Raw genomic sequence first — 26,300 nt, forward strand, 5'->3', positions numbered from 1 at the left:
GCCTGCCATGAAGCCGCTTCTTTTCGCTGCCCTTTTTACCGCCTCCATTCTCCACGCTGCGGATGCCCCGAAGTCTGCTGAGGTGACCTACAAGGAGCTGAAGTGGCAGGACGATGTGTATTTTCTCAATGGCCAGCCTTACAGCGGCCTGGCACGAGATACGCATAAGGACGGCAAACCGAAGGGGGAGTATCCCTTCAAGGAAGGCCGACTGCACGGGTTGGTGCGGGAGTGGTGGGACAACGGCCAGCTTTCGACGGAAACGAATTTTGAAAACGGCCAGCGCCATGGGCTTAACCGCTACTGGTCCAAGACCGGCCAGCTCATGAAGGAGCAGGTCTATGATCACGACAAATCGGTGAGCGAGAAGTATTACGACGAGAAGAAGTGAAGTGACTGATACTTGCCAGATTCATTCGTGGTGCGCGTAACTGGCTACCCATGCTGCGCTTTTCCCTTGTCTGCCTCCTCGCCAGTGCTGTGTCTGTGGCGCCGAATGAGGACCCTTTCCCTGCTCTGCCTAACATCAAGGGATTGCAGGTCCAAATGGTGCCGGATGCCCTGGAGCTGGGCATTCACCATGCCGGGATCAATGTGAACCTGACGGCCTTGCTGGACCTGGAAAAGAAGTCGGAGAATCCTTCACATGCGGCGGACGGGGAGACTTTCAGTTTTAATGCCGGTTATCTAGCCAGCCTGGATGCCCAGATCAAACCGCTGTCTGACCATGGCGTGGCGGTTTACCTGATCCTTCTGGTTTATCCGTCCAAGGATGGGGAACGTGATGCGATCACGATCCATCCGGATGCGCGGGAGGATCATCAGTATACGGTCGGTGCCTTCAACAATGTGACGCCGCAGGGGAGGGCATACCTCCAAGCAGTGGTGGAGTTTCTGGCGGCGCGGTGGTCAGGGGCGCAGCCTGAGCATGGGCGTGTGTGGGGGTGGATCGTGGGCAATGAGGTGAATTCCCACTGGATGTGGTACAACCTGGGCCGAAAGCCCCTGGTGCAGGCAGTGGGTGAATATGAAAGTGCCTTTCGCATCATCCACGGGGCGGTCCGCAAGGCCTCCCGGCACGCGCGGCTTTACATCTCCTTTGATCATCACTGGGGCATCTCCATGCATGGAATCAGTGCCGAGGAGGCGACACCTGGAAGGGAGTATCTGGATACCTTTGCGCGGCTGGTGAAGGAGCGGGGGGATATGGACTGGCATGTGGCTTGGCATCCCTACCCGGAGGATCTGGGCAATCCGCGTGCCTGGGCGGACAAGAGCGTGACGCGGGATGACTCAACACCCAAGGTCACCTTTAAAAATCTGGAGGTGCTGCCGCGGCATCTGGAGAAGCCGGAACTGCTGTTTCAGGGGAAGGCACGGCGGGTCATTCTGTCTGAACAGGGGTTCCATACACTGCTGACTCCGGAGGGAGATCGGCTCCAAGCGGCGGCATATGCCTATGCATGGGAAAAGTGCCGTTCTTTACCCACGGTGGATGCTTTTATTTATCACCGGCATGTGGACCACGCGAAGGAGGGTGGGCTGCGGCTCGGTCTTTGGAGAAATGCTCCGGGGAGCATCGCGGATCCGCACAGCAAGAAGCCGCTATGGGAGCTTTTTCGGAAGGCGGGGACGGCGGAGTGGGAAGGGGCTGCGGGGGAACTGCTGCCGGTGACGGGATTGAAGAGTTGGGGTGAATGATGTGCAGAGGCGTGAGAACGCTCGTCCACCCAATGGTACGGGCAGCTACGATCTGGGAGCTGCAATTGTGAAATAACGCTCGTCCACCCGCTGGTGCGGGCGGCTACACAGTAGCGCTATTTCCGGCGGAAGGCGTTCCAGGTCATGCCGAGGCCGCCGAAGACGAAAAGGAGGGGAAACCAGATGGAGTAGAGGGCGGCGCGGCTGTCGTGCTTGAGCACGGTCTGGTCGGGCTGCTGGGGATTGACGTAACAGGTGGTCTCCTGGCCGATGGGGAATTCCTCCAACTTTTTGCGGGCGTTTTCTTCGTGCTGGCTGGCGGAGTCCACACGCTTGATGCGGGTGCCGGTGAGGGACTGGCCGCTGAAGGTGTATGAGTAACGGACGGCGGCTTTATGGGCGGGATTGGAGTGCGGGGTGGGGCGCTCACTGATGACCTGGGCGGAAATAATCCGGCAGGGGGTGGGCACCCAGCGGCGGGTCTCTTCCGCACGCTGCCAGGACGTCCAAAGCACCCAGGTAAAGAGCAATCCTGCGAGGGCTAAAAACAGACCCATGGAGGCCAGCCAGAGGCGGCCCGAGAGAGAAGAAACAGACGCAGATGACATGAATGGGGGAGGGATGCTTTGACTAGCCTACGCGCGTGCTGCATACAAGGAGGTTGCACACAATCTAATGGCTCTCGCGTCTGAAATCCCTCTCCCAAACACCCTGCCCCCGCGCTGGCTGCTGAAGCCGGTGCCTGAGGGCGCGGCGGATTTGGCTGCGGATACAGGGCTGCCTTTGCTCCTGACCACCCTGCTGACGCAAAGGGGGATGACGAGCGCGGAACTGGTGCAGGATTTCCTGGTACCGAAGCTGGCCTCCCTGGGAGATCCGACGGTGCTGCCCGAGATGAAAATCGCCGTGGAGCGCATCCTCAAGGCGGTGGATGAAAAACAGCGGGTAGCCCTCTATGGAGATTACGATGTGGACGGGGTGACCTCCATGGCGCTGATGCACCTGACGCTGAAAGCCTATGGGCTGCCGACGCATCTCTTCCTGCCCTCGCGCATGGAGGAGGGGTATGGACTGAGCATGGACGGTTTTGCGCGGTTGTTTGAGGAATTTGGCAAGCCGGACCTGCTGCTGGCGCTGGACTGTGGAACGACCTCCATCAAGGAGCTGACCTGGCTGCAGGAGCAGGGGGTGGATTGTGTGATCGTGGACCACCATGAGCTGTCCCCTTTTGGCCGACCTCCCTGCGTGGCACTGGTGAATCCGAAGCTGGGGACGGAATATCATTATTTTTGTACGGCAGGGCTGGTCTTTAAGGTGGCGCATGCGCTCATGAAGACGCGGCGGGTGGACTTCGACCTCAAAGAGGCGCTGGATCTGGTGGCGCTGGGAACGGTGGCGGATCTGGTGCCGCTGGTGGATGAAAATCGCCTGCTGGTGCGGCGCGGACTGGAGGCGCTGGCGCAAACGGAGCGCATCGGCCTGCGTGCGCTGAAGGAAATCGCAGGGGTGGATGGTTTTATCCAAACGCATCATGTGGGATTCCGACTGGGACCGCGGCTGAATGCGGCTGGACGGCTAGATACGGCCTCGACGGCGCTGCAATTGCTGCTGGCGGAGGATCCGCTGGTGGCGGCAGACTACGCCACGCTGCTGGAGAATCATAACCGGGACCGCCAGGCAGTGGAGCTGGAAGTTTTTAATGAGGCGGAGCAGCAACTGCTGGCCATGGGAGATCTGGAGCACATCCCTGCGGTGGTCTTGGGATCGCGCAAATGGCATCCGGGGGTGGTGGGCATCGTCGCCTCCCGGCTTTCACGGTTGGTGAACCGTCCGACGATCTTGTTTTCCTTTGATGAAAATGGCATGGGCAAGGGCAGTGGCCGCAGCATCCCGGGTTTTTCCCTGGTGGAGGCAATTGAATTTTGTCGTGAGCACATCACCCGGGGTGGTGGCCATGCGATGGCGGCGGGGGTATCTGTCCATGAGGATAAGCTGGAGATCTTTCGTGAGCGCTTTTCCGAAGCGGCACGCCTGGCCCTGAGTGAGGAGGCGCTGACGCCGGTACTGGGGCTGGATGTGGAAGTGCGTCTGCGGGATCTTTCCCTTGAATTTCTGCGGAATTTCCGGCTGATGGAACCCTTCGGCCAGCGCAATCATGAGCCTATTTTTCTCTGCCGCCGGGTGAATCCACGCCTGCCGGGGAGGCTGATGAAGGAGAAGCATCTGCGTGTGATGCTGAGCCAGGATGGAGCCTCCATGGAGGCGCGCTGGTTCAATGCGCCGCTGAAAAATCTGCCGAAACCGCCATGGGATGTGGCCATGCGGGTGCAGCGAAATTTCTGGCGCGGTGAAGAACAATGGCAATTGACTCTGGACGCGGTGCGTACTGCTGAGACAGAATGACCCCCAGCCCGATAAAATGAGATAGATTCATGGATGCACTGCCCACCTTGTCCCGCAACCGGGGCGATCCATCGTCAGCCTCCCGCTGGTCATTGTCAGCCCGCACGGCTCGAAGGCTGGTGAGTGTGGCGTGTGGCGTGATCGTATTGTGGACCAGCTACGGTGTAGGGGCCGAGGGCGGGGCAAATCTGAAAAAGGTGAGCATCCAGCTCAAGTGGCATCATCAGTTTCAATTTGCGGGTTATTACGCGGCGGAGGCCCAGGGATACTACCGCGCAGCCGGGCTGGAGGTGGAACTGCGGGAGGGAAACCCAGCAAGAAGGTCCCTGGAGGTGGTGCAATCCGGGGCGGCGGACTTTGGCGTGACGGACTGCGATGTGCTGCTGGCGCGGATGAAGGGCAAACCAGTGGTGGTGTGTGCTGCTATTTTCCAGCATTCTCCATACATCATGATGAGCCTGGCGGACAAAGGCATCACGAAGCCTTCTGACCTGGTGGGGAAAAGGCTCATGGTCTCCAACGACCAGGGAGAGGCGGAGGTGCGGGCGATGATCATGCGAGAAGGATTGCCCGCCGGGCGCATGGAATTCCTGCCTCATTCATGGAATAACCGGGACCTACTGGCTGGCAAAGTGGATGCCATTTCTGCGTATAGCACGGTGGAGCCGACGCAATTGCGACAGCTCGGGGTGGAGCCTGCCACCATCCGCTTTAGCGATTACGGGGTGGATTTTTATGGGGATACTCTTTTCACCACGGAAGCACTGGTGAAGAAAGACCGGGAGCTGGTGAATGCCTTCGTCGAAGCCTCCATGAAAGGCTGGAATTATGCGATGGAGCATCCGGAAGAGATGATCGAGCGCATCCTGCTGATGCCAGGGGTGAAGGAGCGCGGCATCCGCCGGGAGAACCTGGAGGTGGAGGCACGGGAAATGGTGCCGCTGATCCAGGCGGACCTGGTGGATGTGGGGCACATGAATGCGGGGAGATGGGAGCGGATCGCCCGGACGTTTGTGGAAACCGGAATCGTGGACGAGGTGTCACATTTACAGGGATTTATCTTTGAGCCGGACAAGTCTCCGGATTTTAAAATACTCTTTGGGGCGCTCTCAGTCATCGGGCTCCTGGGGGGGCTGGGGCTGCTCTGGACGATGCAACTGCGCCGCCAGGTGGACCTGCGCACCCGAGAAGTGAAGGAAGGCCAGCAAAAGCTGTCTGCCATCCTGGAAAACACCTTTCAACTGCAAGGCCTGCTGGATCCTGAAGGCCGGATGATGGAGGCCAACAGTACGGCGCGTTCTTTTGCAGGGGTGGAACTGGCTGATGTGGTGGGGAAGTGGTTTTGGGAAACGGTGTGGTGGAGCCATTCCGTGGAGCAGCAGAACAAGCTGCGTGAGGCCATCCAGCAGATCCGCCAGGGACAGGACGGGGTCCGGTTTGAAACTCTACATCCAGACAAGACGGGGACTCTGCATGTGATCGACTTTTCCGTGCGGCCAGTCAGGGATGAGGGTGGAAATTTGCGCTACCTGATGGTGGAGGGATATGACATCACGGAAAGGAAACTGGCGGAAAATGCCCGAAGGGTGTCTGAGGCGAATCTGCTGGCTCTGCTGGAAAATAGCTCCGGTGCCATCTGGTCTCTGGACCGGGACCTGCATTACCTAACCTTCAATTCCCGCTATCAGGATCACATTCTGTCATTGGGCGGTGGGTTGAAGGCCCAGATCGGCGAACGCGCGGTGGAGGTGGAATCCCCGGCGCATCTGGCTCTCTGGCGTCCGCACTATCAGCGGGCACTGAAGGGGGAGCGCTTCAAGATCACCTTTGACCAGGAAGTGCGGGGAAAAATGCGCACCTTTTCAGCTTCCTTCAATCCCATCCGTCACGCAGGGGAAGTGACCGGAGTCTCTGTCTTCAGCGATGATGTGACGGAGCAAAAGCACCTGGAAGACCAGCTTCGCCAGTCGCAAAAAATGGATGCCATCGGTCATCTGGCCGGCGGGGTAGCACATGATTTTAATAACCTGCTGACGGTGATCCAGGCCAATGCCTCACTGGCCAAGATCATGAAACTGACGCCGGAGATGACGACGCGGGCTTTCAGTGAGATCCTGGATGCGGCTAACCGGGCAGGGGCGTTAACGCGGCAATTGCTGACTTTTAGCCGCCAGCAGCCGATCAACAAGACGACATTGAACCTCAACCAGGTGGTCTCTGAGATGAACCGGATGCTGCAAAGGCTGATCGGGGAAACGATCCAGGTGCACTTGCGCCTGAGCCCGGAGCCGGCGCTGGTGCATGCGGATGCAAGCATGATGGAGCAGATCATCCTGAACCTGACGGTGAATGCCCGGGATGCCATGCCCCAGGGAGGGACGCTAACGCTGACCACACGCCTGCTGCCGCTGAAGCAACTGCCTCCCCAAGCCTCCGCAGAGGCCAAGCCGGGGCATTTTGTGTGCCTGGAAGTTCGCGATACTGGCACGGGCATTTCTGAAGAGCATCTGAAGCGTATCTTTGAACCCTTCTTCACCACGAAGGCGGTGGGACAGGGCACGGGCATCGGTCTGGCGACGGTGTTCGGCATCGCCCAACAGCATGGTGGCTGGGTGACCGTAGACAGTCATCCGGGAGCAGGGGCATCTTTTTGCGTCTTTTTGCCTTTGCTCAGCAGCCCCGTTCCGACCCCTGTGGAGGAGGAGATTACCCCCCCTGCCCTGGGTGCACGCGGTACAGCAACGATCTTGATTGTCGAGGATGAAAAGACAGTGAGGACGATCGTCAAACACGTGCTGACCGCACACGGCTATCATGTGCATGAAGCGACCAGCGGCAAAGAGGCGCTGGAGATGTGGGACGGAATCGCGAATGAGGTGGATCTGATGCTGACGGATATGGTCATGCCCGGAGGGGTGTCGGGCCATGAATTGGGAGCTCAATTGCAGGCCAAGAAGCCGAGCCTCAAAATCATTTACTCCAGCGGTTATTCGGCAGAGACTTTCCGTCGGGATTCTGTCCTGCCGGATGATGCGGTGCTTTTGCGCAAGCCTTATACAGCCGCACAGCTCCTCAAGGAGGTTCAAAAGATGCTGCCGCAGGATGACGTGGCAAAACCAGCTGAAGCGTAGTGCAAAGGGGCGCGTTTAAGCACCCAGTTCCTTGCTGCGTTCAGTCGCTTTGCGTACAGCCTGGATCAGGGCATGACGGAGGCCGTGAGCCTCCAATTGCTCCAGTCCGGCAATGGTGGTGCCACCGGGGCTAGTGACTTCATCGCGGAGAGTGGCCGGATGTTTACCAGTCTCCAGCACCATCTTGGCCGCACCGGCCACGGTTTGGGCCGCCAGACGTAGTGAGGCAGCCCGTGGCAGGCCCATGAGTACGCCCCCATCTGCAAGGGCTTCGATGACGGTATAGACGTAAGCCGGGCCGCTGCCGCTGAGGCCAGTGACCGCATCCAGAAGTTTTTCAGACACTTCATCCGCCGTGCCGACACTGCCGAGGATTTTCACCGCCATGGCGGAATCCTCCGCAGTCGCCTTTGACCCACGAGCGAAAGCGGCTGCCCCGGTGGCGACGAGTGCAGGGGTATTGGGCATGCAGCGGATAACCCTTTGGCGACTGCCCAGCCAGGACTCCAACTGGGCGATGGAAATCCCAGCGGCAATGCTGATGAACAGGCGGCTGCCTTCCAGCTTGGCTAAGTCTTCACACAGGCTTTTCATATCCCCAGGTTTTACGGCCAGGAGGATAACGTCCGAACTGGAACCCACCTGCTCTGGCGTGCCGGGGTTGGTCGGACAGGTAAGGGATTTTTCCAGGGCCTCGACAGCAGCCGGCACGACGTCACTGAGAGCGACCTGGAGCTCAGCGCTGCCCAATGCCTGCTCCACGCCGCGCAAGAGTGCACCGCCCATTTTACCACATCCGATGAGGCCAAGTTTCAACATGGCGCGATGGTGGCGGCAGGGCGTGGTCTTCGCAAGGGAAGATCATGCCTTCCCTTGCAGCAGCATACGCAGGCCAAATACGACGAGGATGGTGCCGAAGATGCGGGTCAGGGTCTCATTGCTCATGGACTTCAGCCATCCAGCCCCGAAATAGGCGAAAATGGAGGCGGAGATGGCCGTGACGGCGGCGACTTTCCAATTTACCAAGTCATTGCGGGAGTTTTGAGTGGTCGCCATCAGGGCCGTCGGGATGATGATGGCCAGGCTGGTGGCCACGGCCTGTTTTTGAGGCATGGCCAGCATAAACACAAAAGCGGGCACCATCACCACACCACCGCCGACGCCGCACAAAGCTGCGACGACTCCGCTAATGATGCCGATGCCCAGACAGGTGAGGATTTCAGATACAGGCATGGCGGGAGAGGAAAGCTGCGATTTTAATTGATGAGAAACGTTTGAATCCGTTATCCGTTGTTACGTCAAAAAGACAGACAAAAAACTGCCCTATGAAACACCTTCTTTTCCTCTTCGCCACAGCTGCACTGGCTACTCTGGCCCCGGCCGCAGAGCCGCTGAATACGGTCTGCCCCATTTCTGGCAAGCCTGCCAGCGCTGCCATCACCAGCAATTATAGCAAAACAGTCGCTGTCTGCTGTGACCGCTGTGTGTCCCAGTTCAATGCCACGCCCAAGGCTTACCTGAGCAACATCCTCAACGCGAACGGGGTGCAGTGCCCACTGAGCAAGAAGAAGGCAGATCCTTCCAAAAAGGTGACTTATAGCCGCCAGGTCGCCTTTGCCGATGTTGGCAGCAAGGCTACTTTTGACGCCGCTCCTGATAAACACATCAAGGAAGTGCGCCAGTAAGCACTGACGTTTCATGAAAGCGGCAGGCTCCGGTCTGCCGCTTTTTTTATGCGTCTGGAGCAAGCAGCGGTTCCACGCGCTCACGGACCAACTCGATCAAGGCGGGTTCCATGAATGTGTAATCATCAGGGATATCCAGGACTTCGATCTGCAGCTCTCTGAATAGGTCAGGGAAGTCATCACGCAGGCGTTTTTTGTGAGCATGTTCCATCACACAAATAAGGTCAGCCCAGCGAAGCAGTTTTTCACCGACCCGGGTGCGCGCGGCGGAACAGGTTCCTGCCGAACGCACCTGTACACGCGGATCGTTTTGATAGATGGCTTCAGCCGTGGGGCTGCGCCATTGATTGCGAGAGCAGAGAAACAGCAGCTTCACAGTTCTGCAACGTGGGGATGGTCATCTTCGACCACCTTCTTTTTCACACTGCGGCTCAGCAACACGAAGAATACCGGGGTGAAGAGGAGGCCGAAGAAGGTAACCCCGATCATGCCATAGAACACGGCGGTGCCGAGGGCTTGGCGAATTTCAGCCCCAGGGCCTTTGGCGATGACGAGAGGCAGCACGCCCAGGATGAAGGCGAAGCTGGTCATGAGGATGGGGCGAAGGCGCAGCTTGGTGGCCTCCACAGCGGCGGCGAAGCGGTCCATGCCTGCTTCTTGACGCTGACGAGCGAACTCGACAATGAGGATGGCGTTTTTGGCCGCGAGGCCGACCAGCACCACCAGCCCGATCTGGGTGAAGATGTTGTTATCCATCTGCCGGATCCACACCCCGACGAGGGCGCTGAGAAGACACATCGGGACGATGAGAATCACCGCCAGCGGCAGGCTCCAGCTTTCATACTGAGCGGCCAGCACGAGGAAGACGAAGAGCACGCAAAGCGGGAAAACGAAGACGATGGTATTGCCCGCGAGAAGCTGCTGATAGGTAAGATCGGTCCATTCAATGGCGAAACCATCGGGCAGTTTTTCTTTGGCGAGCCGCTCGACGCTGCTGACCATTTCGCCAGAGCTGACGGTGGGCAGGGTATTGCCGTTGACGTCAGCAGTGGTGTACATGTTGTAGCGGGCGACACGGTCAGGTCCACCGATGCGGTTCATTTTCACAAGCGCACCCAGAGGCACCATTTCACCCTTTTGGTTACGCGTTTTCAGGCGCAGTACGTCCTCAGGGCGCACGCGATATTGGGGCTCCGCCATGGCCGTGACCTGATAGGTGCGGCCAAAGAGGTTGAAGTCATTCACATAGGCCGATCCCATGTAAACCTGTAGAGTCTCATTGATGTCGGCCAGGGAGATACCCATGTTCTTGGCGGCCTGGCGGTCAATATCCAGGTAGTATTGCGGCACATTGGAGCGAAAACCGGAGATCATGGAGGTGAAGCCCGGCTCAGTGCGCAAGGCTTCCATCAATGAATTGGTGGCGTTTTGAAGGCCGGCCAGACCGGAGTTGTTCAAGTCCTGGATTTGAAACTTGAAACCACCGGCATTTCCGAGACCCCGTAGAGCTGGAGGTGGCAGCACGATCACACGCCCGGCCTGGATACCGGAGAAGCGTTTTTTCATTTCATTGATCAATGCGTCCGATGTCTGCTCTGGCGTACGTCTGTCATGCGGCTCCAGGATGAGGAAGGCGGCACCGACGTTACTTTGGTTGGCCTGGAGCACCGAGGAATAACCAGAGATGGCGAAGGTGTGGGCGATGCCCGGGGTCTCACGGGCGATGACATCCATCTCACGTACCACGGCATCTGTGCGCTCAAAAGATGCACCATCAGGAAGCTGTACCACGACGAGCATGTATCCCATGTCCATGGTGGGAATGAAACCTGTGGGCGTAATTTTAAACAGGTGTCCCGAAAGGGCGATCAGGCCGCCATAGGCAAGCAGCATGACGATGCCGATGCGCACCAGCTTGGAAACGAGGCTGCCAAAGAGATTCGAGAGGCCGTTGAAGAATTTGTTAAACAGCCGGAAAAACCAGCCGAATAAAAAGTCGATCGTCCGTTGCAGCATGTCGGGCTTGGCACCATGCGGAGGCAGGAGCAGGGCGGTCAGGGCAGGGCTAAGCGTGAGTGAATTGAAGGCTGAAATGATCGTGGAAGCCGCGATGGTCAGGGCAAACTGGCGATAGAACTCCCCGGTGATGCCGCCGAGGAAGGCGGTGGGGACGAACACAGCTGTGAGCACGAGTGCCACGGCGACCACGGGTCCGGTCACTTCCTTCATGGCCAGCAAGGTGGCCTGGCGTGGAGAGTGCCCTTTGGCAATGAAACGCTCGACGTTTTCGACCACCACAATGGCGTCATCCACCACAATCCCGATGGCGAGCACGAGACCGAAGAGGGAGAGGTTGTTGAGCGTGAATCCAAACACCTGCATCACGGCCATGGTGCCGACGAGGGATACGGGTACGGCCAGCAGCGGAATCAAAGAGGCGCGCCAGTTTTGGAGGAACACCACCACCACGAGCACCACCAGGATGATGGCCTCCACCAGGGTATGCAAAACGGACTCCATGGAGGCGCGCACGAAGCGGGTAGGGTCGTAGTTGATGCGGTAGTCCACCCCAGGCGGGAAGCGGCTTTTGAGCTCCTCCATTTTTGCATACACGCCGTCGGCGGTATCCAGGGCATTGGTGCCGGGGAGCTGGAAGATGCGCATGGAGACGGCGTTTTTGCCATCCATGTAGCTTTTCACCGCATAGTCACGGGCGCCAAGCTCGATGCGGGCGACATCGCCAACACGGATCACCTGGCCGTCAGCATTGGTCTTGACCACGATGTCGCTGAATTCCTGAGCGGTGACCAGACGTCCCTTCGCCGTGAGGGTGTAGTTAAAGCTGGTACCATCAGGTGCCGGCATGGCGCCGAGTTGACCGGCGGCCACCTGCACGTTTTGTTCACGGATGGCCTTGAGCACATCGCCAGCCGTCAGGTTTCGTCCTGCTATCTTGTCCGGGTCCAGCCAGATGCGCATGGAGTAATCCAGGCCGCCCAGGGAGGAGGCTTCCGCCACGCCTGGCAGACGGGCTAGCTGGTTCTGGATCTGCAGCAGCACATAATTCGAAAGGTAAATGACGTCGCGCGAGTCATCAGGAGAAAAGAACTGCACGGCCAGAGTAAGGTCCGGCGAGCGCTTTTGCGCTTGAACACCCAGTCGGCGCACGTCTTCCGGCAGGCGCGGCAAAGCCGAGTTGACTCGATTTTGCACCAGCACCTGGGCCTGGTCGAGATCGGTACCCAGTTTAAAGGTCACCGTCAGGTTCATGCGCCCATCGTTCGTGCAGGACGACGACAGGTACAGCATGTTTTCCACCCCGTTGACCTCTTGCTCCAGAGGAGTGGCCACGGTGTCCGCGATGACCTGAGCGTTGGCCCCAGGATACGTGGCGGTGACCACCACCGTCGGCGGCACCACATCTGGATACTGGTTCACCGACAGGCCAAAATAGGAAAGGCCGCCGAGAAGGGTGATGACAATGCTCAGAACCGTGGCGAAGATCGGACGGTCCACGAAAAAGCGGGAGATGTTCATGACGCTTTATTTTGTGGCTGCAGATTGCATCGCGGTTTTCATCTCGCGCTCTTCTTTGACCAGCACGGTGGCACCATTGCGGACCAGGGCCATGCCTTCGACAATCACCCGGTCATCCTTGCCAATACCGGCCTTCACTACCCGCAGTCCTTCGTGCAGCGGACCGATGTCCACCGGCACCTGCTTCACCACACCATCGGGAGCCACGACAAACACAAACGGTTTTCCCTGATCGCTTCCAATGGCGTTGTCATGCACCAGAAGGCCTTTGTATTTGCCACTGCCGGGGATGCGCACGCGGGCGAAAAAACCCGGTGCCATAAGGCCGCCCGGATTTGGGAAAAGGGCGCGGGAGCGCACGACGCCGGTGCCCGGATCCAGGCGGTTGTCGACGAAGTCAATCACACCCTTGTGCGGGTAACCCTGCTCATTGGCCAGGGCCATTTCAGCGGGGATTTGTTCATCCAGGGCACTGGCACGTTGGCCAAGGCGACGCAATTCGCGATATTTGAGGGCGGACTGCTCATCCACATCCAGGTAGCAGTGGATGGGATCCACAGACACAATGGTAGTCAGCACTGTGGCATTGGAATTGTTGGTGCCGCCATTGATCAGGTTCCCCTGGGTGATGAGGACATCGCCTGTGCGGCCGGTAATGGGCGAACGCAGCTGGGTGAATTCGAGATCGAGTTTCGCCTGCGCCAAGGTGGCGGCCGCAGAGCGAAGGCTGGCCTCTGCCTCAGCGAGGGCTTGGTTGCGCTGGTCAATTTCTTCCACGGCGATGGCCTTCGATGCGATCAGCGCCTTGGCTCGTCTGGCTTCCATTTTGGAAAGTTCCAGACGCACCTGTGCGCGCTCCAGATCAGCCTGGGTGCGGTCCACGATGACCTGGTAAGGGCGTGGATCAATCGTGAAAAGGAGGTCGCCGGCCTTCACGTCGCTGCCTTCACGGAAATGGATCTTTTCCAGGTAGCCGGAGACACGGGCGCGGATTTCCACAGATTCCGGCGCATCCAATCGGCCGATGAATTCATCCCATTCTGTCAGCTCGGTCGCCAGGGGTTTGGCCACGGTCACCGGAGATGGAGGTGCGGCGGCATTGGTTTTCTGCTGGGGGCGCTCACAGGAGGAAAGCGCGGCCAGCACCAGGCTGAAGGCAAGGAGACGATGCATTGATTGGGGGGAGAATACGGCGTGGGGAGTGGTTTTTCGCCGTCCGTCCAGTGCTTTACGTCTGAGAAAGGGAAAATCCACACCCGTCTTGTGAGTCTTCCATTCACAAAGATATTCCGTAGCGGAGGAAAAAAAGTTTCAACGGCGAATCCCCCGCCTGCCGCTTGCCTCCCGCGTTCTGCGCGTCATATCATGCGCATCCTCAATGAAACGCCTCTATCGCCACGCCCAGATCGCCTCTGAAGACTCGCCCAAGCTGACTCTGGGAGACGTCCTGGTGGAGGGGGACCGCATCCTCGGCGTCGCCTCTGAGATTACCGGAGTGACCGATGCGGAGGTGATTGACTGCACGGGCCGCATCCTCCTGCCCTCCCTATTTGATATCCATGTCCATGCCCGGGAACCCGGTCAGGAAGACAAGGAAAACATCGCCACTTGCGCCGAGGCGGCGATCAATGGGGGCATCACCGGTTTCGTCATGATGCCGAATACAGCTCCGGCGATTGACAATGCAGGCGTGGTCCGCGCGGTGCTGGAAAGTGCCCGCCGCACCCGCATCGGGGCTTCCATCTATACCTCCGGTGCTATCACCAAGGGGCGTAAGGGGGAAGAGCTGGCAGGCATCGCGGGTATGAAAGCCGCTGGCTGCGTGATGATCACGGATGATGGTTATTCCGTGGATAATCCCCAGGTCCTGCGTCGCGCCATGGAGTATGCCCGCGATTTCGACCTGCCCCTGGCCAGCCACTGTGAGGTGAAGGAACTGAGCGGTAAAGGCTGCATGCATGAGGGAAAAATCAGCTATTCCCTGGGCCTGCCCGGCATCCCCAGCATCAGTGAGGAAATCTGCATTTCCCGCGATATCCGCCTAGCCGAATACACCGGCGTACACCTGAACATCCAGCACGTGACCACGGCCGAAGGCATGAGCACCATCAAGCGCGCCAAGGACCGTGGGATCCGCGTCACTTGCGAGATCGCGCCACACCATCTGATGTTCAGCCATGAAGACATTGGGGATTACGACACTCATTATAAAATGAATCCCCCCCTGCGGACCAAGGAAGACAACGCGCTCCTCCTTCAAGGCCTTATTGATGGCTGGTTCGATGTTATCGCCACGGACCACGCCCCGCATACACCTTTTGAAAAGAACCAGGACTTCGCCAGTGCCCCGTTTGGCATTACGGGTCTGGAAACCGCTCTACCTAGCCTTTACGATTACTTCATCTCCAAAGGGGTCTTCGGCTGGGATGTCATCGTCAAACGTTTTTCAGCAGAGCCGCGCCGTCTGATGAAGCTGGACCCCGTGCCCGTCAAAGAAGGGGGCATCGCCGATTTCATCCTCTTCAATCCTGACCGCCAGACCACGTTCACGCGCGAGTTCATGAAGTCGAAGAGCATCAATACTCCTTTTCTAGACAAGACCCTCCAGGGCATGGTCGAACGGGTGGTGTATCGTGGCGATGAACTTCTTGTGCGGTAGATAGTATGGGGCCAGACTTTGGATTGCGATCTGCAAACATGACTAACTGGAGGAATGGATTTTATCCATGAAAAGCGGGTTTTGGTTCGCAGTAGATTGCATGCTGCATTCTTTAGTTAAAACCATGCTTTTTCTTTAGCTAAGCACGGGCAATTTCTTGTTTTTTTAAAGTTGCAGAAGTAATACTGCTAAATGCCCTCATACAAGGCTCTCTGGGCCTTCACACTTGCGTCATCTCTGCTCATCTCATCTGCAACAGCAGGAGCTTTCAAATACAGGACAAATCCTGGAGACATGAAATGGGAGGATGGTCGTGTGCCATTCATCTTCAAGCCTGAAGTCACTAACGATGAACGCCTCATCTTTCGGCGGTGTATCCGTGCGTGGCAGCGCTTTGGGAATCTTCGGTTTGTCGATCTTGCCAATCAAGGGCCCAGCGGGGACTATCTGGAAGTGCAGCGCAACGACCTGCGGTTTTTTGATTTGGTCAAGGATGTCAACTATGCATGGATCGGGCGCTCAGGGGGCATGCAGCCTATGTCCATTCATAATTGGGATGACAGCACGGTCGTGCATGAAATGGGGCACACCCTGGGATTCATCCATGAGCAAATGCGCTCAGACAGAGATGATTATGTGACTTTGAACTTTGGTCTGATCAATGGCTTTACGACCATCAATTTCGCCATTGAACCCAATGCGGTGAAGCACACTGCTTATGATCTGGATTCGATCATGCATTATCATAGCAAAGCCTTCATCGACAGTTGGAAGACGGGTGACACGATTACGGCCAACGCACCGAACCAGGAGAAGACCCATACGATGGGCCTGAATCTCTGGTATCCACCCCATCCTGAAGATAAACTCAAAGGCAGCATCGGTGTCATCACCGCGATGCTGAGTGATGGCGACCGTGCGGCCATTGCCACAGAATACGGCCAGCCCACGCAGGTCAAAGGCATCGTCAGTCTTCCCAACGGCTCCAAACTCAAAGGAGTTCGTGCCAGCCTGCAGTCCGTCGGCAATGACAACGACGAACATGCTTTCATCAATCTCATCACAGCGACCGGAGAAAGTGTTCGTCATACCGATGAGAATGGGGAGTTTCTTTTCGAAGGCATCCCGACGGGCCAGTTCAAAATCACCCTCACTAAAGCTGGTTATACTTTTGGAAGTGCCTATTACTTCACGGGAGGTGCTTCCCCCTATGACCAGACTCGGGAATATGTTGCGGGCGGCTCTCTGACCATGCCTCCAGTCGTCTCCCTCAGCTATCCTGCGGAAGGCAAGTCTTACAAGATTTTCAATGCTCTCACAGGATATGCCAAGGCCTCCAACAGTTCAGGTCTTCAGGACATCCAGTTCCGTCTGAAAAGCGACAATAAATGGTGGAATTGGGTCACTCCTGGTTTTGGTGCTGAGGGGGCTGCCTTCAATGAGGCACTCAACGCCCGGCCCGAAACCATAACAAATGACAATTGGGCCATCAATTCCAGTTTCATGAGTGGCTTGGCGGACGGCGTCTATAGGCTGGAAGTCCGTGGGCGTGATTTGGCTGGCAATGTGTCTGAATGGGTAGGTTCCACCTACACCCTGGACCGTCAGGCACCCGTGATCGCCAATAATCCAGTGAACGGAGGCGGCACTTTCTTTGATTTTGAAACCCTGCCCGTGGGAGGCACGATTTCAGACACACTGGATCCTGAGCCTGTGGTGGATTTTACGATTTGTGAGAACAACAGCGGCACTGACCGGTACTGGACAGGCAGCTCTTGGACAAACAATGACCTGGATCCCAGCATCAAGCTCCCTGCCCTGGTGCAGGGAGGACGTTGGCACCCGCTTTCAGCAAGCTCATTGCCCCCGCGTGCACTGTTGCAGCCAGGTGCTTTCTATGTCGTAGCCCGAGCAACGGATCGTGCAGGCAACTCGACAACGACAGCCTATCTGGACATGCAGCGCAGCCCAGTGGACACGACCGTTCCGGATGCTGTCACCTTCACTTCATTCACGAACGGGCAAAGCTTTGGTGACCATTTCATGCCAGTGCTGACCGGCACTGCCACGGATGCTGAAAGTTACATCAAAGGCGTGCGGGTTTATCTCATGCGACTGGTTCCAGGCCAGGAAGGAGAGTCCGATACTTTCAAATATTGGTCGGGAGAGGAGTGGTTTGATGCAGGAGCCGATCCCGACCGGCAGGCCCATCTGGAGGCTTCCTATGATCCTGCCACCCATGTCTGGGCTGCACCGGCTTTAGACTACCGTCTGCCAGCCGGTCCGGATGAGCTGCCTGCGGGCACTTACAAAGTGCAGGCTACAGCGTTTAACCGCGAAAGCCCACAAGGCACGCGACTGGTGGAACAGACCTTTTACATCGCCACTAATGGCCCCCAAATCAGCATTACGGCCCCTTCCCACAATGGCTTCGTCAATAATAACTGGACGCTTTCAGGCACGGTCACGGATCGTACCAATACGGGCTTTGAGAACAATCGTGTCAACCTGACGATCTATCGTCAAAGCGACGGCAAATTTTGGAGCGGAACCCATTGGGTCACGGGAGATCCCGAACTGCATGCCGCGATCCAAAATGGCAACACCTGGACCTACCCGGGGGACCAATCTGGTGAGAGCCTGCCCACGGGTGAAGACACATATGCCGTCAGCGCCTACGTCCGGGACGGCAATGGCATCTCCTCCATCTCGACTCCAGGAGGCCTGGCTGGGAATAACCAAATCCTCTTCAAGATCGACACCACTCCGCCTGCGTGCGTCATTGCTTCCCCTGCTAACAATCAAGCCATCACGACTTCCTCCCTGGCGAGCTCCTTCTTCAATGGCACGGCCACAGATTCATCCGGCCAGCCACAGATGAAGTTGTTTATCAAACGGCTGCTGGACGGATCCTATTGGGGGAAAACCGATTGGGGTTCTCTCGTCTGGCCCGCCACAGCATTGCCTGCCGTTTATCCTGGTGGCACCCAGTCCACCGCGTGGACATTGAATACCGCCTTTCCGTGCATTAACCAATTTTACTGGGGGATGGCCAATGGTAACTATGAACTCATCGCCGAGGCTCGAGACATCGCAGGGAATGTATCCAGAACGAGTGTCAATTTGGTGGTTGATTACAATCCCGTCTGGCTGCGTCCGCAGGATGAACTGGTCTACAAACTGCCGGACCAAACACCGCCTATCGCCGCCAGTGGTATCGCAAGCACCCAGCCCCATGTCGTCGAACCATGGCAGGATGGAATGCCTGGGTATATGAAGACTCTGATTCCGATGTCCTTCAAGGCAGACAACCAAGGTCGCTATTTCGTCGGTAACGAAGTCAAGGACACTTATTATAATTACGGCACCACGTTCGACATTTACCATGGCATCATCCAACGGCTCGGAACGGGCGGATGGAGACGCCAGCGCACGACTTACTCCACGACGACAGGCACCTTTCCAAACCAGGTCACGACTTATTATGAAAGCTGGGGGCCTGGACAGGATATTGCCATCAGTGAACTGGAATATCGGGCGGTCAATGCCAACCCAACCGTGATCAAAACGGATGATCAGGGCAATACGTACGCAGCTTTCACACTGAATTTTTTCACGGAGTACGGCTCAACGTACGGCCCGGAACTCTACCGGAGCGGCAGTGCTTTGCTCGTTAAATTTGACGCTGACGGTGACCTCGTCTGGCGTGTTTATGTGCCACCTGCAAATACGGAAGGCTGGCTGGCTGAAATTGCCATTACCCATCTCGATATTCTGCCAGACGGTTCATTGAGCGTCATTGTTGTCAATAATACTGCACTCACCCAGCACTCCCCTTATTACCGTATTCGAACTGCTGTGGTGCGTCTGAATGCTGATGGGACGACGGAATCCGTCATTCAATTTGGGCAGTCGGAAGATGGGGACAACAACATTCCTTACATCCAGAGCCGCGTGGTGGATGCCACGGTGGATTCGGCGGGAAATACTTTCCTCATCACCAATGAAACGGTTCAAAACCTAGGCTATTCTAGACAAGTGCTGCGAAAAATCGATTCTTCCGGCGACGTGTTGAATCAAGTCGTCACCAGTCTGTGTGATGCACCGGAAGTCTGGTCAGCTTTGTCCACGGATGCGGTTGGAAATGTTTATGTCGTAAGCACTTTCCAGATCTCCACAGGGGATGGACGCCCGGCGGTCACCAAGTTTGATTCCTCGCTGAACTTTCAGTGGCGCGCCTTTGGCCTGCCTAACAGCGTGAATGTCGAGTATGGCATTACGGGGTCATATGATCTGCATGTGGGGCCTCTGGGCATCACAGTTCTTCATGACATCGTGGGTGATGATGAAACGGAATTTGCTCACAGACATCCTCAGTTTCTGCGTTTCTCTTTGAGCGGTGATCTTTTGTGGGCTCGCGCAGTGCAACGTCCATCTAACTCATCCGTCCAAGGTGATGACTCTGTGCAATTTATGGAAGTGACCACTGCCGGAGACACTCTTTTCCTCGGCTACTTTGGGCCTGATGCTGTTTACGGCAAAATCAGCAATGCCGGAGACATCCAATTTTACCGCACCATTTCTGAGGCAGAAGAGGAAGCCACCGCTCAGCGCACAACCCTTTTACCCAATGGCAAACTGGCCGCATTGTTTCACGACCAAGTCGGCAACAACCCCGGCCAGCAGACTATCCGGGAATTCGCGAATCCAGCCAGTGTTAACCTCCCTGTCACTCTGGATCCTTTGCTCCCCGCAGACCAGGATCTACTAACAGGAAATACGGTGACTTTGAAAGTCATCAATCGCGGCAGTATCGCCACCTCCTACCAGTGGCGTAAAAAAAACCAGGCTGGCACTCACCATAATATCGACGGAGCGACGGCTGATACGCTGGTCTTGGAAGACATCGCGCTGACAGCGGCTGGAGAATACAGTTGTGTGGTCACCAACGGATCCGGCCCAGTGACTTCTCGCATAGCCACGTTAACAGTGGTGCAAGCGGTGCCCTTCGATGTGGCGTTGGACAGTCCTGACCGCACATGGACAACCGGGGCAAATTCAACGCCTGCCTGGTTTGGTTTTGGCGGAACGCCGAGCTATGACGGGGTCGATGCTGCCTCTTCAGGGGTGGTCGGCCGCTCCGAAAGCACCACTATCGAAACCATCGTCGATGGACCTGCCACCATCAGTTTTTGGTCGAAAGCAGATATGGAAGACTTCCAGGATAATTTCTTTTTCTACATTGATGGAGAAATGGTCTCAGGATCTTATTGGGCTTACGATTGGCGGAAGGAAACTCATGAAATTGAAGGTGACGGCCCCCATACTTTAAGCTGGGTCTTTTCTCGCAGCAGCACGAGTAATGAAGGGGTCACGCACAAGGCTTGGCTGGATGCCTTCGCGATTGCTGGTCAGATGTCCCTTGGCGAAGGTTTGGACAATGCAACCCTGACTTTCACCACCGGCGGGACAGACTACGAAGGAGACCCCCTGCCTGCGGGCACGGGGTGGAAAGCAGTCAGTTCCCCAGAGCCCGCTCATGACGGTGTGGATTCAGCCTCCAGTGGTGAGATCTTTAATGACGAGGAATCGTGGATGGAGACCACAGTGACGGGTCCGGGCACTCTCGACTTCTGGTGGAAGGTCTCTTCCGATCCTTCTGACCGTCTGAAACTGGGCATTGATGAAGTGTATTCCTACGGATCTATTTCCGGTCAGCAGGACTGGGTGCACATGATCGTGCCCATTCCAACGTCGGGGACACATACCATACGTTGGTCTTATGTGAAGAATGAGTTCACGAATGGAGGGCTGGATACAGCCTGGGTGGACCAGGTCGTGTTCACTCCAGGAACTCCGGTGATTGCTACGGCACCATCCTTCACGTCACAGCCAGCGTCACGGCTAGGCATTGTAGGCGGCTCAGTCGCCTTTTCACCCGTGGTCAGCGGGTCACCAACGATCACTTATCAATGGAAAAAAGCGGGCAAGGATATCCTAACTGCCAAGAGTCTGGGTCTCGTCCTGCAAAATTTGAAAAGCACCGACGTCAGTAGCTATCTGCTGAGGGCAACGAATCCCCAGGGCAGCACGGATTCCCAGATGGCCTATCTTGGACTCGCGACACGTGGTCCTGCGGCTGTCACGGTCAAAGAGGGGGCGGCTCTCTCGCTCAGCGCTACAGCCACCGTGCCAGTGGGCGCTGTGATCAATGAATACATTTGGTTGCTGGATGGTGACCCTCTCGGAGATGGTGTCCTCCATGGTGCCACGATCAGTGGAAGTGGAAGCAAGAGCCTAAAAATCACAAACATGAATGCCCTGCTTGCGGGTGCGTTTACTTGTCAAATGCGCATGGGTCCCAAGACACCTGCGACATCCAATTGGGCACCCGTTTACGGCAACAATGGTGATACCAATGTATCGGTCATCGAAAAACCGGTGATTTCTACACCTGTTTTGCCTTCACACATTGTGAGTGAGACGGTGGACATTCCCATCCTGGTTTCAAATAGTCCGACGAAAGTATCCGTGTCAGGATTGCCTGCGGGTGTTGTTTACAATACCATCACTCGTAAGCTGACCGGCAAGGCCACAGCGCCTAACAAAATGGTCAAAGGCATCGCCCAGCCTTATCAGATAAAGATCAGTGCCACCAATACCGCGGGGACCGTCGTCGCCGGCCCGTTTCCTTGGAATATCACGTCGTTGGATACGCGGGCAGAGGGCAGCTACAATGCCCTTATTGATCGTAACCTTGCGCTCAATGGCACTACCGGTAACACCCACGGTTTTGGAGGCACCTTTAAAACGACGATCACGAATACCGGAGCCCTGTCTGGCACTCTTAAGCTGGGTAGCGTTTCATATTCATTCAAAGGCGCGTTGAATGCTTATCAGCCAACCGTTGACGATGAAGACGTTAATCCAACGGCCTCCATCACCATCACGCGGAAGTCTCCGCTGCCATCCATCGGCATCACTCTGGATTTTGATCTGACTGCGGGCAGTGTGACTGGCACAGTCACTGCCGGTGCTGCGTTAGCACCGCTTAACGGATGTAAGGCTATCATTTCTACAGCCTATGAAGGACTGCACAATGCCGCGCTTTTCATTGATCCAACTCTAACCACCAATACTGACTATCCGCAGGGCAGCGGTTACGCCACCCTCAAGGTCAGTAAAACGGCGGTCGTCACCTGGGGCGGTAAACTGTCTGACAGCACTGCCATCGTGGGCAGCTTCCCAGTGGGTGTTGGAGGCCTCGTTCCATTGAATGCGATGATGTATAGCAACACAGGCAGCGTGCAGGGCTGGGTGACGATTACATCTTCCAATCACCATGTGGATGGCTCAGTGAATTGGTATAAGGCGCAGCAGAACACTACCTTCAGCTACAAAGCTGGTATTCCACCTCACAATCTGACAGTCACCGGTGGTCTATACGAGCCAAAGAACGTCAGTCTATACAGCATGCTGGGCCTTAGTGCGGGTGAGGCAAATACCCAGACAGCCTTTTCGAAGGGAGGCCTGGGCTCGCCCCTGACAAAAACCTTCAAGATCACGGCGGATAACAAACTCACTGTCCCTGTCCATGACATTGCGCTGAGCCTCAAAATAACTCCCGCCACAGGTCTCATCACCGGCAGCTTTACCCAACCTGGGCTAACTTTGAGCAAGCCGCGCAAGGCTACGGTTTATGGGGCCATCATTCCCCGGCTCAACAAAGGTCATGGCTTCTTCGTTTTACCTGAACTGCCCACACCTCCGGCCACCACCGCACCTATTTTAAGTGGGAAGGTGGAGATCGGCGCACCTTAATATTTACCGAAAGCTCAGCATCCCAGTTTCCTCAGATGGGGAACTGGGATGCTGCTGGATTCACCCCAGCAGAAGGCCCGTCTCCAGACCTTTGCCTCTCAGAAAATCTCCCGCTGCCATCTTTTTGCCACCTTCGGCCTGCACTTCTTCGAGGGCTAGCAGGCCTTGGCCGCAGGCGACGATGAGTCCTGTTTTCGGATCACTGCTGACCACCGTTCCCGGAGCGGGACAGGATTCAGCCTCGGGTATGACACGGGCGCGATGCACCTTCAGCGGGGCAGGTTTATCCCCTGGAAGAAGGGTGAAGGTTCCCGGCCAGGGATTGTAGGCACGGATTAGAAATTCCAGTTCCACTGCGGGGCGGGTCCAGTCCAGACGGCCATCCTCACGCTTCAGTTTTCCACAGTGAGTGGCCAGGGCATTATCCTGCGCTTTTCTGGGTGCAGGGCCGGAGGCAATGAGGTCCAAGGCTTCCTCCAGGCTGGAGGGGGCAGCCAGGGCTAATTTATCATGCAGCGTGCCGCCTGTATCGGTTGGTTCGATAGTCACACGATCCATCAGCAGGATGTCTCCCGTATCCAGCCCCTCATCCATGTGCATGATGGTCACTCCGGTTTCAGCATCGCCAGCGCGGATGGCGGCCTGGATGGGTGAAGCTCCGCGATACTTGGGCAAAAGCGAAGCGTGAATGTTCAGGCAGGCCAGCTTGGGCACATTCAGCACATCGCGGGAGAGGATCTGACCATAGGCAACGACGACAGCCACATCCGCATTGAATGCCTTTAGCTCCTCCACTGCATGGCGGATTTTCAGGGGTTGGAGGACTGGGATGCCTGCGGCCTGCGCGCGCACCTTCGTCTGCGGCGGCGTGAGCACTAGCTTTCTCCCCGCCGGTTTATCCGGCTGAGTGACCACGCCCACCACTTGATGTTTGGGGGTATAGATCAGCCATTCCAGCGAGGGCAGTCCGATGTCCCCGGTTCCAATGAAAAGGATACGCATATCCCCTTCCCTTATACCTTCATTTGCTCAATGTCACGCCAGGCCTGGAGTGTCATCACACCGGCGAGGATGTCATAGAGAACCTTGGCGGGAGGCTGGCTGGCATCGATCTCCACAATGCGGTCGCCCTTATAGTATTCCAGGATCGGCTTGGTCTCCGCCTCATAGGTGGCGAATCGCTGCTGAATCACGGATTCATTGGCGTCATCGAAGCGGTTGTCTTTCAGTGCACGTTTGCGCAGCCGCCGGGCGAGTTCGGTGCGGTCTGGACAGGAGAGGTGAAAGACCTTCAGCACCTCGATGTCTTCTTCCATAAACTTCGCTTGATCCACATTACGAGGGATGCCATCCAGCACCAGGAAATCAATCTCCGGCTTGAACTGATGGCCATCCACCCGCTGCCTGATGTTTCCCCGCCAGAGCTGCACTGTGATGTCATCTGGCACCAGTTCACCCCGGCTGGAATATTCGACAAACTTCTGTCCCAATGTCGTGCGAGTATCCAGAGAGCGGAAGACATCCCCGCAGGCCAGATGATGAAAACGCGGAATGGAGCCGAGCACTTTCCCCTGCGTTCCCTTGCCGCTGCCGGGAGCGCCAAGGATAAGAAGAGTGCGAAAACGAGGGGTGGATTCAGCCATGATCAGAAAATATTTAGCACGTCACGGGAGCGTCACAAGCTAGGCTTAAGGCTACTTTCACACTTATTGTTATCGGATTTCATCCAATCTTGCCATCAGCGCAGCGGTCACCTGCTCCGGTTTTAGATGCTGCCACTCGCCTTTTTCTGCTTGGATCACGGTCACTCCCGCTTGCGGTGGAGCCCACAGCGCCGGGTCCGTCGGGCCAAAAAGCAGCAGGCACGGTACCCCGCACGCCGCCGCCAAATGGGAAATGCCGCTATCATGGCCCAGGAAAAAACCGCAGGTCCCCAGCCTGTCCGCCAGCTCTGGCAGTGGCAGGGCATGCCAGTGATCCTCAGCGCGAAATGCCGCTACATTTACCCCGCGCTCCAGCTCCGCCTCCCCCGTAATGAGCACCAGTTCCACCGCGCCGATCTCTTGCTGAAGTGCCGCCATCACCTGAGCCCAGTTTTCCACCGGCCAGTTTTTTTTGGTTGAGCCGCTGCCCAGATGCAGAGCGATGCGTTTCGGTTCTACCGCTGGCTCGGCTGGCGCAAGCACGGGCTTTCGCCATTCGGGCTCCTCCAGATACATCGCTAGTTTCTCCAGAGGTTTGGCCAGTTGCTGCGCGGCGTGACCTTGTCCAGGGCGGATTGAGTGGGGGCATTCCAGCAGCGTTTTCACTCCCATGCCCTCAAGCTGGCCACGCAAGATGCCATCGGGGTCAAAGAGGTAGCTTACCACGACATTGAAGCTCAGCAGATATTCCACCAGAGCCGGGTCAATGGTGGCCCCTTTGGCAAAGAGCAGCGCCATGGACCGGTGCTCCAGGCTGCGCATCGAATCTGCAAGCCCCGCTTTCAACGCCAGATCCATGATGCCCGGATACCCCAGCACCTCCAGATGGCATCCGGAGAAAGTTTCACGGATCAGCCGGATAGCGGGCAGCGTCAGAATAAAATCTCCGATAGCCCCTCCGCGGATGACCAGGATGCGCGGCTTCTTGCGCTCCATAGCGGGATCAATACGTCGTGATGGCCAGCAGCAGCAGCAGCGCACCGTAGCCGATGCCGCCCCAGACGGCCACGCTCCACCGCACTGGCTTGGCCAGCAACCAGGTGATCCAGTCCCGCATCAGGAAAGGCATGCCCACAAAGAACATGCCGACGATGATCCAGGCATAAGCCAGGATGGGCAGGAGCAGACGCGTCACCTGCGGCTGCAAAAATGCCGCTGCCAACACCGGACCAGCCGCCAGCAGCATCAGGGAACCCAGTGCACGCACGGCCAAAAACTCCTTCACATACATTAGCACCAGCACAAAACCGATGGGCACCAGCATGAGAAACCACTTCCTCAGAAAAAAGAATTCCCCCATGTCCATATTAAACAGGCACATCATCCCCCAGGCGAAGCCGATGCTCAGCAGCACTACGCCCCAGAAATAATTGCGCGGGAAACCCTTCAGGAAAGCCTTGGCCGTATCTGCATTCTTCCAGGCCCAGAGATGGGTCGCCAGCAGTGCCAGCCCCAAAACGATGCCCGTGGGCTTCAGGGGGATACCACCGGAGGGTTCCAGATGGTAAAGGTAGTTGTGCAGATCAGTCAGCATGTGGGCCGTCACCCTGTCTCGTCTCGGCTCCGAATCAATCAAATCACAAAATGCTTTTGAGATGATTTCTCCGGTTGCTTGGAAATTTGTTGAGATTATTCCTCAATAAGACACTCTTCTGAGTCC

Annotated in this window: 17 protein-coding genes; 7 read left to right on the forward strand and 10 right to left on the reverse strand. The window is 56.8% G+C overall.

Features of this window, described 5'->3' with window-relative positions:
* The first annotated feature begins 7 nt into the window (after window positions 1–7).
* A complete protein-coding gene (locus tag EI77_RS03475; protein WP_133793352.1) occupies window positions 8–391 on the forward strand; it encodes a toxin-antitoxin system YwqK family antitoxin in 384 nt (127 codons plus the stop codon).
* A 50-nt stretch (window positions 392–441) separates the two neighbouring features.
* Window positions 442–1,701 carry a DUF5722 domain-containing protein gene (locus tag EI77_RS03480; RefSeq protein ID WP_133793353.1) on the forward strand — a complete coding sequence of 420 codons (1,260 nt, stop codon included), beginning with the start codon at window positions 442–444 and terminating at the stop codon, window positions 1,699–1,701.
* A 116-nt stretch (window positions 1,702–1,817) separates the two neighbouring features.
* On the opposite strand, the gene EI77_RS03485 is transcribed toward EI77_RS03480, so the two are convergent.
* Entirely contained in the window at window positions 1,818–2,309 is a 492-nt protein-coding gene (locus EI77_RS03485) for a DUF3592 domain-containing protein (RefSeq protein ID WP_133793354.1), read from the reverse strand.
* A gap of 67 nt (window positions 2,310–2,376) precedes the next feature.
* Here EI77_RS03485 and recJ point away from each other — a divergent pair, with 67 nt between their 5' ends.
* Both recJ and EI77_RS03495 read left to right on the forward strand, forming a co-directional pair.
* Entirely contained in the window at window positions 2,377–4,104 is a 1,728-nt protein-coding gene (gene recJ / locus EI77_RS03490; RefSeq protein ID WP_133793355.1) for a single-stranded-DNA-specific exonuclease RecJ, read from the forward strand.
* Window positions 4,105–4,133: 29 nt separating this feature from the next.
* Complete coding sequence (locus tag EI77_RS03495; protein WP_133793356.1) at window positions 4,134–7,235, forward strand: ABC transporter substrate-binding protein; 3,102 nt, start codon at window positions 4,134–4,136, stop codon at window positions 7,233–7,235.
* Window positions 7,236–7,250: 15 nt separating this feature from the next.
* On the opposite strand, the gene proC is transcribed toward EI77_RS03495, so the two are convergent.
* Both proC and EI77_RS03505 read right to left on the reverse strand, forming a co-directional pair.
* Window positions 7,251–8,054, reverse strand: a complete 804-nt coding sequence (gene proC / locus EI77_RS03500; RefSeq protein ID WP_133793357.1) for a pyrroline-5-carboxylate reductase — start codon at window positions 8,052–8,054, stop codon at window positions 7,251–7,253.
* Window positions 8,055–8,096: 42 nt separating this feature from the next.
* The gene (locus tag EI77_RS03505; RefSeq protein ID WP_133793358.1) at window positions 8,097–8,468 is read right to left on the reverse strand and encodes a sulfite exporter TauE/SafE family protein; all 372 of its coding nucleotides are present in this window, start codon (window positions 8,466–8,468) and stop codon (window positions 8,097–8,099) included.
* Window positions 8,469–8,560: 92 nt separating this feature from the next.
* Here EI77_RS03505 and EI77_RS03510 point away from each other — a divergent pair, with 92 nt between their 5' ends.
* Window positions 8,561–8,920 carry a hypothetical protein gene (locus EI77_RS03510; protein ID WP_133793359.1) on the forward strand — a complete coding sequence of 120 codons (360 nt, stop codon included), beginning with the start codon at window positions 8,561–8,563 and terminating at the stop codon, window positions 8,918–8,920.
* Between the two features lie 46 nt (window positions 8,921–8,966).
* Here EI77_RS03510 and EI77_RS03515 read toward each other — a convergent pair whose 3' ends face one another.
* The 3 genes from EI77_RS03515 to EI77_RS03525 are packed head-to-tail and all read right to left on the reverse strand — an operon-like array spanning window position 8,967 to window position 13,630.
* Entirely contained in the window at window positions 8,967–9,296 is a 330-nt protein-coding gene (locus tag EI77_RS03515; protein WP_133793360.1) for a low molecular weight protein tyrosine phosphatase family protein, read from the reverse strand.
* Window positions 9,293–12,457 (reverse strand): efflux RND transporter permease subunit, encoded by a 3,165-nt coding sequence (locus EI77_RS03520; protein WP_133793361.1) that lies wholly within the window; start codon window positions 12,455–12,457, stop codon window positions 9,293–9,295. Before EI77_RS03520 ends, EI77_RS03515 begins: the two co-directional genes overlap by 4 nt.
* A 6-nt stretch (window positions 12,458–12,463) precedes the next feature.
* Window positions 12,464–13,630, reverse strand: a complete 1,167-nt coding sequence (locus tag EI77_RS03525) for an efflux RND transporter periplasmic adaptor subunit (protein WP_133793362.1) — start codon at window positions 13,628–13,630, stop codon at window positions 12,464–12,466.
* A 205-nt stretch (window positions 13,631–13,835) separates the two neighbouring features.
* On the opposite strand from EI77_RS03525, the gene EI77_RS03530 reads away from it, so the two are divergent.
* Window positions 13,836–15,116: a dihydroorotase gene (locus EI77_RS03530; RefSeq protein ID WP_133793363.1), complete on the forward strand. Its 1,281-nt coding sequence runs from the start codon at window positions 13,836–13,838 to the stop codon at window positions 15,114–15,116.
* 294 nt (window positions 15,117–15,410) lie between these two features.
* Window positions 15,411–22,937, forward strand: coding sequence for a M12 family metallopeptidase (locus tag EI77_RS03535; protein ID WP_166647008.1), 7,527 nt, complete (start codon window positions 15,411–15,413; stop codon window positions 22,935–22,937).
* Window positions 22,938–22,997: 60 nt separating this feature from the next.
* Here the strand turns inward: EI77_RS03535 and fmt are convergent, their stop codons facing one another.
* The 4 genes from fmt to EI77_RS03555 all read right to left on the reverse strand — a co-directional run bounded on the left by fmt (window position 22,998) and on the right by EI77_RS03555 (window position 26,174).
* Window positions 22,998–23,939 (reverse strand): methionyl-tRNA formyltransferase, encoded by a 942-nt coding sequence (fmt, locus tag EI77_RS03540; protein WP_133793365.1) that lies wholly within the window; start codon window positions 23,937–23,939, stop codon window positions 22,998–23,000.
* An 11-nt stretch (window positions 23,940–23,950) separates the two neighbouring features.
* Window positions 23,951–24,580 carry an adenylate kinase family protein gene (locus EI77_RS03545; protein WP_133793366.1) on the reverse strand — a complete coding sequence of 210 codons (630 nt, stop codon included), beginning with the start codon at window positions 24,578–24,580 and terminating at the stop codon, window positions 23,951–23,953.
* A 69-nt stretch (window positions 24,581–24,649) separates the two neighbouring features.
* Window positions 24,650–25,576: a glycosyltransferase family 9 protein gene (locus EI77_RS03550; protein WP_133793367.1), complete on the reverse strand. Its 927-nt coding sequence runs from the start codon at window positions 25,574–25,576 to the stop codon at window positions 24,650–24,652.
* A gap of 7 nt (window positions 25,577–25,583) precedes the next feature.
* A complete protein-coding gene (locus EI77_RS03555; RefSeq protein ID WP_133793368.1) occupies window positions 25,584–26,174 on the reverse strand; it encodes a hypothetical protein in 591 nt (196 codons plus the stop codon).
* Window positions 26,175–26,300: the final 126 nt, after the last annotated feature.

Origin of the sequence: Prosthecobacter fusiformis (assembly GCF_004364345.1) — a bacterium.
Taxonomy (GTDB): domain Bacteria; phylum Verrucomicrobiota; class Verrucomicrobiia; order Verrucomicrobiales; family Verrucomicrobiaceae; genus Prosthecobacter; species Prosthecobacter fusiformis.

What these genes read in the sequence shown, in the direction of transcription:
- EI77_RS03475 (WP_133793352.1), top strand. Translation starts at nt 8, where the DNA reads ATGAAGCCGCTTCTTTTCGCTGCCCTTTTTACCGCCTCCATTCTCCAC.
- proC (WP_133793357.1), bottom strand. Translation starts at nt 8,054, where the DNA reads ATGTTGAAACTTGGCCTCATCGGATGTGGTAAAATGGGCGGTGCACTC.
- EI77_RS03530 (WP_133793363.1), top strand. Translation starts at nt 13,836, where the DNA reads ATGAAACGCCTCTATCGCCACGCCCAGATCGCCTCTGAAGACTCGCCC.
- EI77_RS03485 (WP_133793354.1), bottom strand. Translation starts at nt 2,309, where the DNA reads ATGTCATCTGCGTCTGTTTCTTCTCTCTCGGGCCGCCTCTGGCTGGCC.
- recJ (WP_133793355.1), top strand. Translation starts at nt 2,377, where the DNA reads ATGGCTCTCGCGTCTGAAATCCCTCTCCCAAACACCCTGCCCCCGCGC.
- EI77_RS03520 (WP_133793361.1), bottom strand. Translation starts at nt 12,457, where the DNA reads ATGAACATCTCCCGCTTTTTCGTGGACCGTCCGATCTTCGCCACGGTT.
- EI77_RS03510 (WP_133793359.1), top strand. Translation starts at nt 8,561, where the DNA reads ATGAAACACCTTCTTTTCCTCTTCGCCACAGCTGCACTGGCTACTCTG.
- EI77_RS03550 (WP_133793367.1), bottom strand. Translation starts at nt 25,576, where the DNA reads ATGGAGCGCAAGAAGCCGCGCATCCTGGTCATCCGCGGAGGGGCTATC.
- EI77_RS03495 (WP_133793356.1), top strand. Translation starts at nt 4,134, where the DNA reads ATGGATGCACTGCCCACCTTGTCCCGCAACCGGGGCGATCCATCGTCA.
- EI77_RS03505 (WP_133793358.1), bottom strand. Translation starts at nt 8,468, where the DNA reads ATGCCTGTATCTGAAATCCTCACCTGTCTGGGCATCGGCATCATTAGC.
- fmt (WP_133793365.1), bottom strand. Translation starts at nt 23,939, where the DNA reads ATGCGTATCCTTTTCATTGGAACCGGGGACATCGGACTGCCCTCGCTG.
- EI77_RS03525 (WP_133793362.1), bottom strand. Translation starts at nt 13,630, where the DNA reads ATGCATCGTCTCCTTGCCTTCAGCCTGGTGCTGGCCGCGCTTTCCTCC.
- EI77_RS03555 (WP_133793368.1), bottom strand. Translation starts at nt 26,174, where the DNA reads ATGCTGACTGATCTGCACAACTACCTTTACCATCTGGAACCCTCCGGT.
- EI77_RS03480 (WP_133793353.1), top strand. Translation starts at nt 442, where the DNA reads ATGCTGCGCTTTTCCCTTGTCTGCCTCCTCGCCAGTGCTGTGTCTGTG.
- EI77_RS03535 (WP_166647008.1), top strand. Translation starts at nt 15,411, where the DNA reads ATGAAATGGGAGGATGGTCGTGTGCCATTCATCTTCAAGCCTGAAGTC.
- EI77_RS03545 (WP_133793366.1), bottom strand. Translation starts at nt 24,580, where the DNA reads ATGGCTGAATCCACCCCTCGTTTTCGCACTCTTCTTATCCTTGGCGCT.